A 14,730-nucleotide genomic window follows, 5' to 3' on the forward strand; every position below is an offset into this window, starting at 1 on the left:
ACGAAATGGCGCAACTTAGCGTATGATTAACATAAATAAAAATATTGCTGCAGAAAACGGGAATCGGGTGAAAATCCTGAACGGCCCCGCCACTGTAAGCCGCGACGAGATCGCATTATGCCACTGGAATTTTCGGGAAGGCGCGATGGAGGATGAACGGCAAGCCAGGATACCATTCTGCACAAAGTTGCGGCAATTCCTGCGCGGGCGGGGGTTGCTCAGTGCGTTTGCAGCAACTTGATCGCAGCAACTGTTAAGACCGCCCGCGGGCGGTCTTTTTTTATGCCCGCGCAACTTTTAGGGAAGGGAAGCATTCGGATGAACGAAACAGAGGTGAAGACGAGCGGATTCCCGCCGGTCTCTTTCGAAGAGTTCGCGCCGCCCAGCAAGGAGGAATGGCAGGGCGAAGCGGTAACGGCCCTTAAGGGCGCGCCTTTCGAAAAACGCATGTACACCCGCACCTACGAAGGCATCACGCTGGAGCCGATCTACACGCGCGACGATCTCGAAAAGCTGCCGGGAGTCGACGGCCTGCCGGGCGAGGCGCCGTTTCTGCGCGGCACAAAGAGCGAGGGCTATATGGCGTCTCCCTGGGAGATAGCTCAGGGCTCGGCGAACGTTCTGCCGCGCGAAGCCAACGAAGCGGTGAAGCACGAGCTCAAGAAGGGCGCTACCGTGCTGAGTTTTGAGCTCGACAAATGTACGAGGCTCGGGCTCGACCCAGATAAGGATCTCTTCAAAGGAGATTACCGCGGGCTTTCGCTCTCGACGCTGAAAGACGCCGACGAAATGCTCGACGGACTCGACTTCACGAAGACTCCGCTGCAAATATACGCCGGAGCCTCGGCGGTCCCGCTGCTCGCGCTTACTGCGGCGCGCTCGCGCGCGCACGGAGAGAGAGAAAGGTTTAAAAGGGCGGCCGGCTGCATCGGCGCAGACCCGCTCGGGGAGCTTGCCGAGAACGGCGCTCTGCCGCTGCCGATCGACGAGCTCTACGACGAAATGGCCCTTGCGGCCAAATGGACGGAGAAGAACGCTCCTCAGCTGAAGACGCTGCTCGTTCGCGGCGACGCTTACCACAACGGCGGCGCTTCGGCGACGCAGGAGACGGGCTACGCGATGAGCGCGGCTATAGCTTACATCAGAGCGATGCAGCTCCGCGGCATAGAGCCCGAAAAGAGCATTCCGCAGATAAAATTCAGCTTCTCGCTCGGCACGAACTTCTTCATGGAGGTAGCGCGCCTGCGCGCTGCGAGGACGGTATGGGCGCAGGTAATCGAAGCGTTCGGCGTCGACGTGGAAAAGTACGGAAAGATCGACATCTTCGCCCGCACTTCGCGCTTTACGCCGACAGTCTACGACCCCTACGTCAACATCCTGCGCTCGACGACGCAGGCGTTTTCCGGCGCGGTCGGCGGAGTCGACGCGATGCAGGTGACCTGCTTCGACGACGCCGTGCGCCCAGGAGGCGAGATTTCGCAACGCGTAGCGAGAAACATTCAGATAATGCTCCAGACGGAGTTCGACATGCTTCAGCCGATAGACCCCTCCGGCGGTTCGTGGTACATCGAGCGCCTCACCTCTCAGTGCGCGAACGCTATACTCTCCGTGATACAGAAGGTCGAGAGCTACGGCGGCATGTACAGCGCGCTCAAAGCGGGCGGCGTGCAGGAGGATATAGAAAAAACTCTGAAGGAGCGCATGAAAAATCTCGCGACCCGCAAGGACCGCGCGGTCGGTACGAATATGTATCCGAACACGCTGGAGAAACCCCTGGAAATTTCTTCGCCGAGAGGGGAGGCCCTCTACGAAGAAAGGTCTAAGGCCGTAGCGGAGTTCCGCGAGATGGCCGACGGGAAACACGCGGCGGAATGCCTCAAAAAAATCATGCGGACGCTTGACGACGGCGACGAAGGCTTTGTCGACGCGGTGATAGACGCATACATGGCGGGAGCCACGCTCGGCGACGTGAGAAAAACCCTCGACGACGGCTTCTGCGGCAGCGAAAGCGCCAAAGCGATAGGCGTCCACCGCTGGACCGAAGAATTCGAGGCGCTGCGCAAGAGGACCGAAGAATTCATGGAGAGCACAGGCAAAAGCATCCGCATATTCCTCGCGAACATGGGGCCTATCCCACAGCATAAAGCGCGCGCCGACTTCAGCACAGGCTTCATGGAAGTCGCGCACTTCGAAGTTCTGAAAAACAACGGCTTCCCGACGCCGGAAGAGGCGGCGAAGGCGGCCATAGAATCCGGAGCCGACGTCGCCGTGATATGCTCCAGCGACGACACTTATCCCGAGCTCGTCCCGTCGGTCGCGCGCGGCATAAAGAAAGCCGTGCCGAGCATGCGCGTCCTTCTTGCGGGAGCGCCGGCGCCGGAATTCAAAGATTCATACGTAGAGGCTGGAGTCGATGATTTCATACACGTCAGGGCCAACTGTTACGAAATATTAAAGTCGATACAGGAGAGCGCGATAAACGCCGCGGAGCCCTGCAGAGGGGAGGAATCAAAATGCCGTTCGTAAATCCTGACCTCACAAAGCTGAAGCTGAATATGGAGCCGAGGCACAGGCTCAGCTTCGAAGAATGGAAGCGCAGCGTGGAAGAAGAGACGGGAAAGCCTTTCGAAAGCCTGATGCACCGCACGATGGAACAGATAGACGTCGAACCGCTTTACACGGAGGCGGATTACGAGGGCATGAGCCACCTCAGCTACATGGCGGGGCTGCCGCCCTTCCTGCGCGGGCCGTACCCTACGATGTATGTCACGCGTCCGTGGACGGTGCGTCAGTACGCGGGCTTCTCGACGGCCGAGGAGAGCAACGCCTTTTACAGGCGCAACCTTGCGGCCGGGCAGAAGGGGCTTTCGATAGCCTTCGACCTTGCGACGCACAGAGGCTACGACTCGGATCACCCGCGCGTGGTGGGCGACGTCGGAAAGGCGGGCGTCGCGGTCGATTCGATTCTCGACATGGAAATACTCTTCTCCGGCATTCCTTTAGGCCAGATGTCGGTCTCAATGACGATGAACGGCGCGGTCCTTCCTGTGCTCGCCTTCTATATCGTAGCGGCGGAGGAGCAGGGAGTCGACAAATCCATCCTCTCGGGCACGATTCAGAACGACATCCTTAAAGAGTTCATGGTGCGCAACACCTATATCTATCCGCCGGCGCCCTCGATGAGGATAATCGGCGACATATTCGCGTATACGTCGCGCAACATGCCGAAGTTCAACAGCATAAGCATTTCCGGCTACCATATGCAGGAAGCGGGAGCGACGGCGGACATAGAGCTCGGCTACACGCTCGCCGACGGCCTTGAATACATACGCACGGGACAGGCCGCGGGGCTCGGCGTCGACGACTTTGCGCCGCGCCTATCCTTCTTCTGGGCGATAGGCAAAAACTACTTCATGGAAGTCGCCAAGATGCGCGCCGGGCGCATGCTCTGGGCCAAGATAGTCAAGCAGTTCGGCCCTAAAAAGGCCAAGTCGATGGCGCTGCGCACGCATTCGCAGACCTCAGGCTGGAGCCTCACAGCGCAGGACCCCTTCAACAACGTCGCGCGCACCTGCATCGAAGCTATGGCCGCGGCGCTGGGGCATACGCAGTCGCTGCACACCAACGCACTCGACGAAGCGATAGCCCTGCCCACCGACTTCTCGGCGCGCATAGCGCGCAACACCCAGCTCTACATACAGGACGAAACGAGCGTCTGCAAGGTCATCGACCCGTGGGGCGGCTCCTACTACGTCGAAGCGCTGACCGACGAGCTGATACGCCGCGCCTGGGCGCATATACAGGAAGTCGAATCGCTCGGCGGAATGTCGAAGGCCATCGAGACCGGACTGCCGAAGATGCGCATCGAGGAGGCGGCGGCGCGCAGACAAGCGAGGATCGACTCAGGAAGCGAAAAGATAATCGGCGTCAACGCGCTGCAGCTCGAGCAGGAAGACCCGATCGACATACTCGAGGTAGACAACAGCGCGGTGCGCGAGGCTCAGATAGCCCGGCTCGCGAAGCTGCGCGCGAACAGGAAGCAGGAAGACGTCGACAGGTGGCTGGACGCGATAACGAAATCCGTCGAAACGGGCGAAGGCAACCTGCTCGAGCTCGCGGTCGAGGCGGCGCGCGCAAGGGCGAGCCTCGGAGAGATCTCCTACGCGATAGAAAAGGTGACGGGAAGGCATAAAGCGGTGATACGTTCCATATCTGGCGTTTATAGCAGCGAATTCGCGGAGGACGAAGTAATAGAAGAAGTCCGCAGGATGACGGATGAGTTCGAGGAACGCGAAGGGCGCCGTCCGCGCATCATGGTAGCGAAGATGGGACAGGACGGACACGACAGAGGAGCTAAGGTCGTAGCTACGGCTTACGCGGACATGGGCTTCGACGTGGACATCGGTCCGCTCTTCCAGACCCCTGAGGAAACGGCTCAGGACGCCGTGGACAACGATGTGCACATCGTCGGCATGAGCTCGCTCGCCGCCGGGCACAAAACGCTTCTGCCACAGCTCGTCGAGGAACTTAAAAAGCGCGGTAGAGGCGACATCATGGTCGTGGCCGGCGGCGTAATACCGGCTCAGGACTATCAGTTCCTCTACGACCACGGAGCCTCCGCGATATTCGGCCCCGGGACGGTGATCCCCGTCGCCGCGAAAGAGATGCTGACGATACTGAACAAGCGTCTCGCGACGAGAGTCAGCGCTTAAAAATGGGGACAGAATCCCTCAGCGCGGCTAAGCGGACGGGGCGCCTCGAATGGCAGCCGGAGGACGCGGGTTCCGAATACGCCTGCTCCGTGATGCCGGGAGTGCCGCTTTCGCCGGACTGCAACGTACAGGCGCAGCGCGGCGGTCAGGCGCTCCCTTTGCGGAGCGCGCTCACTGCGGAGGATTACGCGAACGGGATAATCGCCGGAGACCGCGTCACGCTTTCGCGCGCGATCACGGTAATCGAGAGCAACGCGCCGAAGCACTTTGAATTGGGACAGGAAATCATCCAGAGGATACTGCCCTACAGCGGCGGGGCGATGCGCGTAGGGGTGACGGGCGTACCGGGCGCAGGGAAAAGCACTTTCATTGAAGCGTTCGGGACGTATCTGACGAAAAACGGGCACAAAGTCGCTGTGCTCGCGGTAGACCCTTCGAGCTCGCTTACAAGGGGCAGCATACTCGGAGACAAGACGCGCATGGAGAACCTTGCGCGGCAGAAAAACGCTTTTATCAGACCCTCTCCCTCCGGCGGTTCGCTGGGCGGCGTCACGAGAAAAAGCCGCGAAACGATGCTGCTCTGCGAAGCTGCCGGCTACGACACGATACTTGTGGAAACGGTGGGGGTCGGGCAAAGCGAAACGATGGTGCGCCAGATGGTCGATTACTTTCTCGTCATCGTCATCACAGGCGCCGGCGACGAGCTTCAGGGCATAAAAAAGGGAATAATCGAGCTGGCTGACAGCATACTCGTCAACAAAGCCGACGGCGACAACAAAATGAAGGCCCTGATGGCGCGCGCCGATTACGAGCAGATACTCCACTATCTGCGCCAGCCTACCGAAGGCTGGAAGACGAAGGCATACACCTGTTCGTCGATCACCGGCGAAGGTATACCGGAGATGTGGAGCGTAATAGAAGATTTCCGTGAGAACGTCACGAAGTCGGGAATCTTCATAAAGCGGCGCAAAGAACAAACAATCGAATGGGTCCGCGCGATGGCCGGCGAATATCTTCAAAACAGGATAGCCCGCTGCGCGGAGCTCACAAAATGCAGGGAAGAGATAGAAAGGAGAGTGATCGAGGGGGCAATTACTCCGACGTCTGCGGCCAAAGCGCTGACGGCGTCAATGGAAAGGCTGCTCTTCACAAACGCACGCGAAACATAACGGACTGAAAAACCACACACACTGTCAAATCCAAGGCGGCGCGCGTCGGTCCGCACAACCGGCGCGCCGCGGCCGAGGAAAAGCTTATAAGGTTTTATTATTTTTTATTTTTGCGGCACAACGGCGGCCGAAGCACAATTCCTGCGCGGAAGGCCGCGGTAGAACAAGCTATCTTGGCGGGATAGCGCAGTATCCCGCCTTCTTGGATAGAGCCGTCTCTCCTTAAGCGCTCCGCCGGCTTCGTCAGCCGGCGGAGCGCTTCCATTTCATAAACGTCCCGCTCCTTCCCCCGGCTTGCATCAGCGGCGTCGCGCCATTTGACAAATAACGGGGGCAATGATATTTTTTATACTGTAAAAGTTGAATATTTTCTGCGGAGTATGGGAATCCGGTCAAAAGCCGGAACGGCCCCTGCCGCCGTGATCGGGACGAAAGCGCATAATGCCATTGCATACAGCGAGAAGGCGCGCGATTAGGATGAACGTAAGTCGGAAAACCTGCTGCGGAGAACTTGGCTTTAGCGCGCAGGAGGTGCGGGGCAGCGGCTGACCGTGAGAACGATACGCGGGAGACGATGCGAAATCCTCCCGCGTATATTTATTCACGGAGGTCGTTCTCTTGCGACACAAAGCGCGCGTCATTTCATTTTTCATCGCCTTATCGCTTATCTGCACGGCTCCGCCTTACGCCGGCGAGGGCGCGGCTGAAGAGATTCAGCTGCCGGAGGAAGAGGTGACGGCGGCGGCGGAAGAAGACGCATCTCTCTTATCCCCCGGCACTGTCTCCGTGGTCAGGCCCGAAGAGATGGAGGGCGAGCACAAAAACCTGCCGGAGCTGTTGAAAGAAGTTCCCGGCCTTCACGTCGTCGAGAGCAAGGGGCGCGGCGCCTACACTGTCGCGTCGGTGCGCGGCAGCACCGCCGCCGAGGTCTCCGTCTTCGTCGACGGGGTCCTGATGAATTTAGGCGGGGAATCTGCAGTAGACCTCTCGGCGATTCCCACGGCGAACGTCGAGAGGATAGAAATCTATCGCGGCTATGTCCCGGCGCGCTTCGCCGGAGCGTCGATGGGCGGCGTGATAAACATCATAACGAAGACGCCCGACAAGGCCGGCGGAGCCCTCTCACTGGGCGCGGGCTCCTACGGCAAATTCAATACGAGCCTCTCCTACGCTATGCCGCTCGGCGGCGGCTCTTTCTTTATCGGGGCGAATTACGAGCGCTCGGACGGCGACTTCGAATACACGAACGACAACAATACCCCCTACACGCCGGAGGATGATTACAGGGCGAAGCGCCAGAACAACGGCTATAAAAATTCCGACGTCCTGCTCAAATGGAAAAACGACGACTGGTCGGCGCGCTTCGGCTGGAAGCGCAGCGACCGCGACCTTCCGTACGCCGCGCCCGGCGCGGACAGGGACGACAGCCCACAGGGCGCGCAGCTCGACACGAAACAGACCGACTTCTCGATCTCGCGCCGTTTCAAAAGCGGCGCCGTCGACTGGGGGATAAAGGCCGAATATCTGCATCAGAATAAAAAGTACGACGACGAGGAGAACGTCCTTGGAGGCTGGGGCGAGCAGCACAACGAGTACGCGACGGACAGGTATGGATTTGCGATAGACGGCGCGTGGCGGCTCGGAGAAAACCACCTCGTCGAATTCTTAGCAGATTATTCAAAAGAAAAGCTGAGGGCGGAGGGAGACATCGTCACGACCTTCGGCGGGACTTCCGATTTCCGCAGAGAGGCGGCCGACGTGCAGCTGCAGGACACTATAAGCCTCAGCAAAGACGGCACTCTGACCTTCACGCCCATCGTACGCTGGAACATGTGGGGCGGCGACGGCGAATTTTCCTTCGGCGCGGCCCTCTCCAAGGAGCTGCCGCGCGGCTGGACGATCAGGGCCTCGGGCGGCAGCTACAACAGGGCCCCCAACCTCTACGAGCTCTACGGCGACGGCGCCTTCGTCAGACCGAACGAAAATCTCGGCTGGGAGGACGGCAGCCAGTGGGACCTCGGCGTATCTTGGAAGGGAAAGCTCGCGGGCGCCGACGCCTCCGCTTCGCTGACCTACTTCGGACGCCGTTCGAACGACCTCATCGAATTCGTCATGACGAGCCCGCGCTACGGGCAGTACATAAACATAGGCAAGGCCCGCGTTAACGGCATAGAGTTCGAGGGGCGCGCCGCGTGGGACAAATGGGACGTGAAGCTCTCGGCGACGTGGACCGACGCCAAGAACGCCACCGAGGACTACCGCGAGGAACAGCCTCTGCCGAACAGGCCGGAGTGGGAGGGCTACCTGCGCCTTTCAAGAAAGTTCCTGAAGGACGACGCCGCGACGGCCTTCGCCGAGCTGCGCTATATCGGAGAGAACTACTACGACACGGCGGGTTCGATCAAGATGGACGACCTCTTCACCGTCGGCGTGGGGCTGCACTGGCGCATAAGGGAAAGGCTGAAGCTGACGCTCGGCGTCGACGACATATTCGACGAAGGGCCGGAATTGAAGATGTACTCGGTCAAAAACGGACCGGAAAGGACCATGTGGTATCCGCTTCAGGGACGTACATTTTACGCGACCTTAACGTGGGAATTTTAGGGCGGCGCGGCCGCTTTGAAATAAAAAACACAGGAGGGGTTTTAAATGTTTAAGAAACGCGGGCTTTTGGCATTGGTTCTGGCGCTGTGCATGGCGCTGGCGGTATCGCCGGCTATGGCGGGCATCCTCTACACGGCGTCGACCAACTGGAACACCGACAGATTCGGCATAATCAAGGACAGCGAGGCGCCGACGAAGGACGTCGTAACGAACCTCGGCGGCTCCGCCGGCTCGGGAGTCTTCTCGTTCAACAACGCGGAATGGAAATCGCGCATCGCGATAAGCCAGTACCCCGCAACGGCCAACGACACCGTCTGGTTCTACGACCCTACGACGACGGACTGGTCGGCTCCTCTCAAGGAAGCGACGTCGCCCGTGAAAAACGTACACCACATGGAGGCCGGCGGGAAATATCTCTACGCGGCAGGCTATGACGACGCGACGGTAGGCCGCTTCGACATGACGTCGGACGCTTTTGCGCCGGACTCCAAGATCTACACCTATACGCCGGCCGACGCCGGCTACACGGCTCACGCTGAGCGCATAGCGACGTATAACGGCGGCGTTTACGCGATATTCGCCGCGAGCAAAGGCAATTACCCGAACTACGAATACGCGCCGCACAAGATCATAAAGTTCTCCGAAGATCTCACGCCCGCGGCGAGCGCCGACTTAAAGGGCAAGAACATCGACGGCGCCAACGTCGGCGCAACGATCCGCATAGGAGGAAGCCTCTACGTCGCGTCGATCGGCGGCAACCAGGATACCACGGGGCTCTTCAACACCGATTCGATGATCGAGAAGGTGAACCTCGACACGCTGGCTTCCGAAACGCTTATCACCGCTTCAAAGGCCGCTGAGAAGGACGGCTCGTGGGGCAGCAATTTCTACGGCCTCGCACACGACGGAAACAGGATATATATCTTAGCCGCCTGCTGGAACGGCAGCTGGCCGGAATCCGGCAGGGATAACGTCGTAATCTACGAAACGAACGCGGAAAAGCTCGACGGCGGCGACATCGGGAACAAAATAGCGACGCTCAGCACAAAGACCGGCTACAGCCTCGGCATCGAATACGACAGCGCGGCGAAGCTGCTCTGGGTATCCGCCGGCGACAGCGTCTACAAATACGACGGCTCGGCTTTCACGGAGTACGACAGCACGGCGCTCGGCGGAGAGATGGCTAAGTTCGCGACGCTCACCGCTTCCGGCGTGACGCCTTCCGGCGACGGCGGCGGCGGCGGCGGATGCAACGGCGGCTTGGGCGTTCTCGCTCTCGTCGCGCTTCTGCCTCTTCTCGTCGCAAAGCGCGGCAAAAAGAAATAAAGGCCGATAACGATTTGCATCCGCACAACAAGCGGGTGTGAAGCTCTTTCCATAATGGGGCGCCCGCGGCGCCCCTCAGAAAGAGGAGGCGGGCTTCCGAATTTTCGGACGAGCCCGCCTCATTTGCTTTGTTTTTTCTCCGCGTCCTTTAGAATTTTACCGTTTTCGGCGCCGCAGTGAACGAATAGAACGTCGCCGTCGCATCCTTCAGATAAAGGACCTCGCCGACTCCGTCCTCCTCGGAGTAGAGCTTCCGCAGCTCCGGGTTCTCGTCGAGCATATGGCGGCGCGCTTCGACCCTGCCGTCATGTACGACCGTCGCCGCGACGCGCAGCCACTTCGCGCCGTCCTTTGAGGTCGTGCAGAGCTCTATTTTCGGGTTAGCCGTCATCTGCTTATAAACGGGCTTGACGTTCCCCGTCTGAAGATAGAGCTTACCCTCGAACAGCGCGACTACGCCGAAGGGACGCACCCTCGGCTGGTCGCCGTCCATCGTCGCCACGTAAAAGACAGGATTTTCTTTCAAAAATTTGTAGACTTCTTCCATTGTCAACGCTCCTTAACAAAGTATTTTTATCAATTTTACACCATCGACGGCGCGGCGCCCGCCGAAACAGAGGCGCCCGCCGCGGCGTTTCCTCCCGAAGCGACGGACGACGCGCGCCTTCGCGAATATTTCGACGATCCGACTGGGAGAAAAAGAGGGCGCCCCCGAGAGAGCGCCTTCCTTGATATTGCGCGCGATTTCGCCGCGCTTAAGCGAGCAGCTTTTTCAGATCCTCTTCAGGCGTCGATATGGGCGCTATGCCGTAATGTTCGACGAGGAAGTTCAACACGTTAGGCGAGACGAACGCCGGGAGCGACGGTCCGAGCAGGATGTTCTTTATGCCTAAGTGCAGCAGCGTAAGAAGGATGCACACCGCTTTCTGCTCGTACCATGAGAGGACGAGCGACAGCGGCAGCTCGTTCACGCCGCATTTGAACGCGTCGGCGAGCGCCGTCGCGACGCGCAGCGCGCTGTAGGCGTCGTTGCACTGCCCCATGTCGAGAAGCCTCGGGATGCCGCCGATATCGCCGAGGTCGAGGTCGTTGAAGCGGTACTTCCCGCAGGCGAGCGTAAGGATTATCGTATCCTTCGGCGCCTTCTCCACAAATTCGGTGTAGTAGTTGCGTCCCGGCTTCATACCGTCGCAGCCGCCGACGAGGAAGAAGTGCTTCACCGCGCCGGATTTGACCGCGTCGATCACCGCGCCGGCGACCGAGAGCACAGCGTCGTGCCCGAAGCCGGTCGTCGTGCATTTGCCTCCGTTGATTCCCGTGAATTCCTTGTCCTCGGCGTAGCCGCCGAGTTCGAGCGCCTTCTGGATCACCGGCGTGAAATCCTTTTCGGCGCCGATGTGCGTCAGGCCGGGGAAGGAGACGACTTCCGTCGTGAAAACGCGGTCGGAGTACGACGGACGCGGCGGCATGAGGCAGTTGGTAGTGAATAGGATCGGCGCCGGGATGCCGTCGAACTCCTTCTGCTGATTCTGCCAGGCGGTGCCGAAGTTGCCCTTAAGATGCGGATATTTTTTGAGCTCGGGATAGGCGTTCGCCGGCAGCATTTCGCCGTGCGTGTAGACGTTGACGCCTTTATCCTTCGTCTGTTCGAGCAGCATAGCGAGGTCGCGCAGGTCGTGCCCGGTAATGACGATAAAGGGTCCCTTCTCCACCTTGAACGATACCTGAGTAGGCTCGGGCTTTCCGAAGGTCTCCGTGTTGGCCCTGTCCAAAAGCTCCATGCAGGCGAAGTTGACCTCGCCGACCTTCAACACGAGCGGCAGCAGAGCATCCATAGTCTCCTCTTTCGCAACGGCAACAAGCGCTTCGTAGAAGAAATTCTTGACCTTCCTGTCGACGTAGCCGAGCACGTACGCGTGATAGGCGTAGGCCGCCATGCCGCGCAGCCCGAAGAGTATCAGCGATTTGAGCGAGCGGATGTCCGCGTCGGCGTCCCAGAGCGCCTTCATGTCGTACTCTTCGGCGCCGCCGCATCCGCCGCAGCCGTGCGAGCAGGAGGGAGCGAGCGCGGCCGTCGCGCGGCGCACCTCGGCTGTCAGCTCCGCTATCGAGCCATTGTCGAAATTCACGTTCGTCACCGTCGTGAAGAGCCCTTCGAGCATCAGCCTGTCCGTATCGGCGTTAGGCCCGTACTTCTCCACCGCCAGCGACATTCCGATAAGCGCGCCGGTCAGTTCATCCTGAAGCCCGGCCGTATCGAATTTCTTCCCGCATACCCCGTTCACAGTGCAGCCCGTGCCCCCCGCCGTCTGCTCGCACTGAAAGCAAAACATTTTCCCGTTCATCCTTATTTCCTCCTCATTTTTGATATGTGAAGCAAAATGATTTTTCGCGCCGAATGCGCTTATTCCTCTATTTCGCCGTTTATCCCGAGCGTCACGACCTGCCACGGGATAAATTTTCCGCTCGCCTGCAGCGCCTTCTTTGCGGCCGCCTCGATGCCGCCGCAACAGGGCACCTCCATCCTGACGACCGTCACGCTCTTTATATCGTTCTCCGCGATGATCTCCGCCAGCTTCTCCGAATAATCGACGCCGTCCAGCTTCGGGCAGCCTATCAGCGTCACGCGCCCCTTTATGAAGCGCTCGTGAAAGTCCGCCCTCGCGAACGCCGTGCAGTCCGCGGCGATCAGCAGCTTCGCGCCGTTAAAATACGGCGCGTTCACCGGCGCTAACTTTATCTGCACAGGCCACTGGGAGAGGCGCGAGGCGACGCCGCTTTCGCGCACCCGAGGCTCCGCCTCTTCTTCGCGCTCTATGGCGCGGGAGCGCGCGCCCGGGCAGCCGAAGGGCATTCCCCCCTTCTCCGCTTTAGCGGCGCTCACCGCGGCGCTGTCGTAGGGTTTCGCTTCGCGCTCGACGAAGCTTATGGCTCCCGTCGGGCACTGCGGCAGGCAGTCGCCGAGGCCGTCGCAGTAGTCGTCGCGCACCAGCTTCGCCTTCCCCCCCACCATCGCTATGGCGCCCTCATGGCACGCTTCGGCGCAGGCTCCGCAGCCGTTGCATTTTTCTTCATCTATCTCGATTATCCTTCTTCTCACGACGAAACACTTCCCCAAAAAAATTCTTTCTTGCATCGACGATAAGAGAATACTACAATGGTTGCGGCGAGTCTGTCGTAATTACAACGAAATCGGAGAAAAAATAAAAAATGAGGGAAAACATCGACGTAATAAAAAATTCGCGGCTTTTCGCCGGCATCGCCGAGGAGAGCATAGCGGCGATGCTGAACTGTCTCTCGGTAAGATGCGAAAAATTTTCCAAGAACGACTTCATCATGCGAGACGGGAAGCATACCGATTCGCTGGGCATGCTGCTCTCCGGCGCGGCGCTCGTGATACGAGAGGACTACATGGGCAACAGGAACATCATCGCCAACGTCGCCCCGGGAGAAATATTTGCGGAGAGCTACGTATGCGCGGAGGGCGCTCCGCTCGGCGTCAGCGTCACCGCCGCCAAGCCTTCGTCGGTGATGTTCCTCGGCGCGCGCCGCGTGCTCTCCGTCTGCTCCTCCGCCTGCGAATTCCATCTGCGCATCGTGCGCAACCTGCTCTCCGTGCTCGCCGAAAAAAATCTCAGCTTCAGCGACAAGCTGACGCACGTCGCCTACCGTACCATCCGCGGCAAGGTGCTCTCATACCTCCACGCACGCTCGCAGGCCGCCGGCGCGGACGAATTCGAGATTCCCTTCGACAGGCAGGAGCTCGCAGACTATCTCTTCGTCGACAGAAGCGCGCTCTCGGCGGAGCTCGGCAAACTGCGCGCCGAAGGGCTGATCGATTTCCGCAAAAACCGCTTCTCGCTCAAGCGCTGACGTGCGGCCTGATGTATAATTCCGATGAAGTGGAGTGATTCACATGTATTCGACGGACAAAACGGAAAAGTGGTTCGACTCCTACGTCGACGGCTTCAGGAAGGATGGGAGGCTGCTGCCGCTTCAGGAACTGAAAAGAAAGCACAGCAGAAGGGTCATGGCGCTGGCCTGCGCGATCGCCGAGTCGCTCGAATGGAACGAGGAGAACGACGCCTGGTTCGCCCACGCGGCGGGCCTGCTGCACGACACCGCGCGCTTTTCTCAGTGCCGCGACTTCGGCACCTTCTCGGACCGTGCGAGCTTCGACCACGGAGACAGGGGCGCGGAGATACTGGACGCGGAATTCGACTGGGAAGGCATAGCCGACGCGGACAGGAAAAAACTTCTGACCGCGGTACGCTGCCATAATAAGATAGAGATACCTTCAAACATGCCCCTTTCGACGTACCGCTGGTGCGCCCTCGTGCGCGACGCCGACAAGATAGACGTCTACCGCTTCATACAGCATAGCATAGAAAAAGGGAACATCTCCGAAGTGCTGCCGCGGCACGGGAAGGCCGCGGAGATTTCTCCGCAGCTCGTCGAAGAAGTGCGCGAAAGGGGGCGCGGCTCCTACGAGAACGCGCACTCTCTGCAGGACTTCCGATTGGTACAGCTGACGTGGGCCCTCGACCTGAACTATCCCGTCTCAGCCGTCACGCTGAGAGAAGAGGGCGTTTTCGACAAAATAGCGGAAGAGCTGAAGGGCTTCGGCATAGACGACGTCGTCGAAGCGCTGATGAGAAAAATCAACGGGATGTAAAGATGAGAAAACAAAAAACGGCGCCAGCGCGCCGCTTTTTTGTTTTGCTGATTTTTTTATTCGAACATATCCTTGCCGACGCCGCAGACGGGGCAGACCCAGCCTTCGGGGATGTCTTCGAAGGCCGTGCCCGGAGCTATTCCGTTGTCGGGGTCGCCTATTTCGGGATCATATACATAACCGCATACCGTGCAGACGTATTTCTTCATGAAAAACCTCTCCTCCTGAGATATTAGGGCCTTCC

The 14,730-nt window shown here is 59.3% G+C and carries 11 protein-coding genes and 2 riboswitches; of the genes, 7 read left to right on the forward strand and 4 right to left on the reverse strand.

The genetic code is table 11. The features are described 5' to 3' along the window. The first annotated feature begins 1 nt into the window (after nt 1). Nucleotides 2-199: riboswitch (cobalamin riboswitch) on the forward strand. Nucleotides 200-318: 119 nt separating this feature from the next. From EH55_RS10250 to EH55_RS10270, 5 genes are all read left to right on the forward strand, one after another. Then, complete coding sequence (locus EH55_RS10250) at nt 319-2,526, forward strand: methylmalonyl-CoA mutase family protein (RefSeq protein ID WP_051682828.1); 2,208 nt, start codon at nt 319-321, stop codon at nt 2,524-2,526. Then, on the forward strand, nt 2,514-4,712 hold the full coding sequence (gene scpA / locus EH55_RS10255) for a methylmalonyl-CoA mutase (protein WP_037977515.1): 2,199 nt from the start codon (nt 2,514-2,516) through the stop codon (nt 4,710-4,712). The genes EH55_RS10250 and scpA overlap by 13 nt, the downstream gene beginning before the upstream one ends. A 2-nt stretch (nt 4,713-4,714) precedes the next feature. Beyond that, nucleotides 4,715-5,881: a methylmalonyl Co-A mutase-associated GTPase MeaB gene (gene meaB / locus EH55_RS10260; protein ID WP_037977517.1), complete on the forward strand. Its 1,167-nt coding sequence runs from the start codon at nt 4,715-4,717 to the stop codon at nt 5,879-5,881. 334 nt (nt 5,882-6,215) lie between these two features. Then, nucleotides 6,216-6,400, forward strand: a riboswitch (cobalamin riboswitch). A gap of 99 nt (nt 6,401-6,499) precedes the next feature. Continuing rightward, the gene (locus EH55_RS10265) at nt 6,500-8,485 is read left to right on the forward strand and encodes a TonB-dependent receptor plug domain-containing protein (RefSeq protein WP_081839544.1); all 1,986 of its coding nucleotides are present in this window, start codon (nt 6,500-6,502) and stop codon (nt 8,483-8,485) included. 45 nt (nt 8,486-8,530) lie between these two features. Next, nucleotides 8,531-9,811 (forward strand): Synerg-CTERM sorting domain-containing protein, encoded by a 1,281-nt coding sequence (locus EH55_RS10270; RefSeq protein WP_037977520.1) that lies wholly within the window; start codon nt 8,531-8,533, stop codon nt 9,809-9,811. Nucleotides 9,812-9,959: 148 nt separating this feature from the next. On the opposite strand, the gene EH55_RS10275 is transcribed toward EH55_RS10270, so the two are convergent. The 3 genes from EH55_RS10275 to EH55_RS10285 form a co-directional block, all read right to left on the reverse strand. Beyond that, nucleotides 9,960-10,358, reverse strand: coding sequence for a pyridoxamine 5'-phosphate oxidase family protein (locus EH55_RS10275; protein WP_037977521.1), 399 nt, complete (start codon nt 10,356-10,358; stop codon nt 9,960-9,962). A 208-nt stretch (nt 10,359-10,566) separates the two neighbouring features. Beyond that, a complete protein-coding gene (gene hcp / locus EH55_RS10280; protein WP_141730552.1) occupies nt 10,567-12,156 on the reverse strand; it encodes a hydroxylamine reductase in 1,590 nt (529 codons plus the stop codon). A 59-nt stretch (nt 12,157-12,215) separates the two neighbouring features. After that, nucleotides 12,216-12,911 carry an ATP-binding protein gene (locus EH55_RS10285; protein WP_037977596.1) on the reverse strand — a complete coding sequence of 232 codons (696 nt, stop codon included), beginning with the start codon at nt 12,909-12,911 and terminating at the stop codon, nt 12,216-12,218. A 110-nt stretch (nt 12,912-13,021) separates the two neighbouring features. Between EH55_RS10285 and EH55_RS10290 the strand changes: the two genes are divergently transcribed. Next, nucleotides 13,022-13,684 (forward strand): Crp/Fnr family transcriptional regulator, encoded by a 663-nt coding sequence (locus EH55_RS10290; RefSeq protein ID WP_037977523.1) that lies wholly within the window; start codon nt 13,022-13,024, stop codon nt 13,682-13,684. 43 nt (nt 13,685-13,727) lie between these two features. After that, a complete protein-coding gene (locus EH55_RS10295; protein ID WP_037977525.1) occupies nt 13,728-14,486 on the forward strand; it encodes an HD domain-containing protein in 759 nt (252 codons plus the stop codon). A 56-nt stretch (nt 14,487-14,542) separates the two neighbouring features. On the opposite strand, the gene rd is transcribed toward EH55_RS10295, so the two are convergent. Then, nucleotides 14,543-14,695 carry a rubredoxin gene (rd, locus tag EH55_RS13960; RefSeq protein ID WP_070110158.1) on the reverse strand — a complete coding sequence of 51 codons (153 nt, stop codon included), beginning with the start codon at nt 14,693-14,695 and terminating at the stop codon, nt 14,543-14,545. Between the last annotated feature and the right edge of the window lie 35 nt (nt 14,696-14,730).

This window comes from Synergistes jonesii, assembly GCF_000712295.1.
In the GTDB taxonomy this organism is placed as follows: Bacteria; Synergistota; Synergistia; order Synergistales; family Synergistaceae; genus Synergistes; species Synergistes jonesii.

Coding starts and splice junctions, on each gene's coding strand:
- rd (WP_070110158.1), bottom strand. CDS start 14,695: ATGAAGAAATACGTCTGCACGGTATGCGGTTATGTATATGATCCCGAA.
- meaB (WP_037977517.1), top strand. CDS start 4,715: ATGGGGACAGAATCCCTCAGCGCGGCTAAGCGGACGGGGCGCCTCGAA.
- EH55_RS10290 (WP_037977523.1), top strand. CDS start 13,022: ATGAGGGAAAACATCGACGTAATAAAAAATTCGCGGCTTTTCGCCGGC.
- scpA (WP_037977515.1), top strand. CDS start 2,514: ATGCCGTTCGTAAATCCTGACCTCACAAAGCTGAAGCTGAATATGGAG.
- hcp (WP_141730552.1), bottom strand. CDS start 12,156: ATGAACGGGAAAATGTTTTGCTTTCAGTGCGAGCAGACGGCGGGGGGC.
- EH55_RS10295 (WP_037977525.1), top strand. CDS start 13,728: ATGTATTCGACGGACAAAACGGAAAAGTGGTTCGACTCCTACGTCGAC.
- EH55_RS10250 (WP_051682828.1), top strand. CDS start 319: ATGAACGAAACAGAGGTGAAGACGAGCGGATTCCCGCCGGTCTCTTTC.
- EH55_RS10275 (WP_037977521.1), bottom strand. CDS start 10,358: ATGGAAGAAGTCTACAAATTTTTGAAAGAAAATCCTGTCTTTTACGTG.
- EH55_RS10270 (WP_037977520.1), top strand. CDS start 8,531: ATGTTTAAGAAACGCGGGCTTTTGGCATTGGTTCTGGCGCTGTGCATG.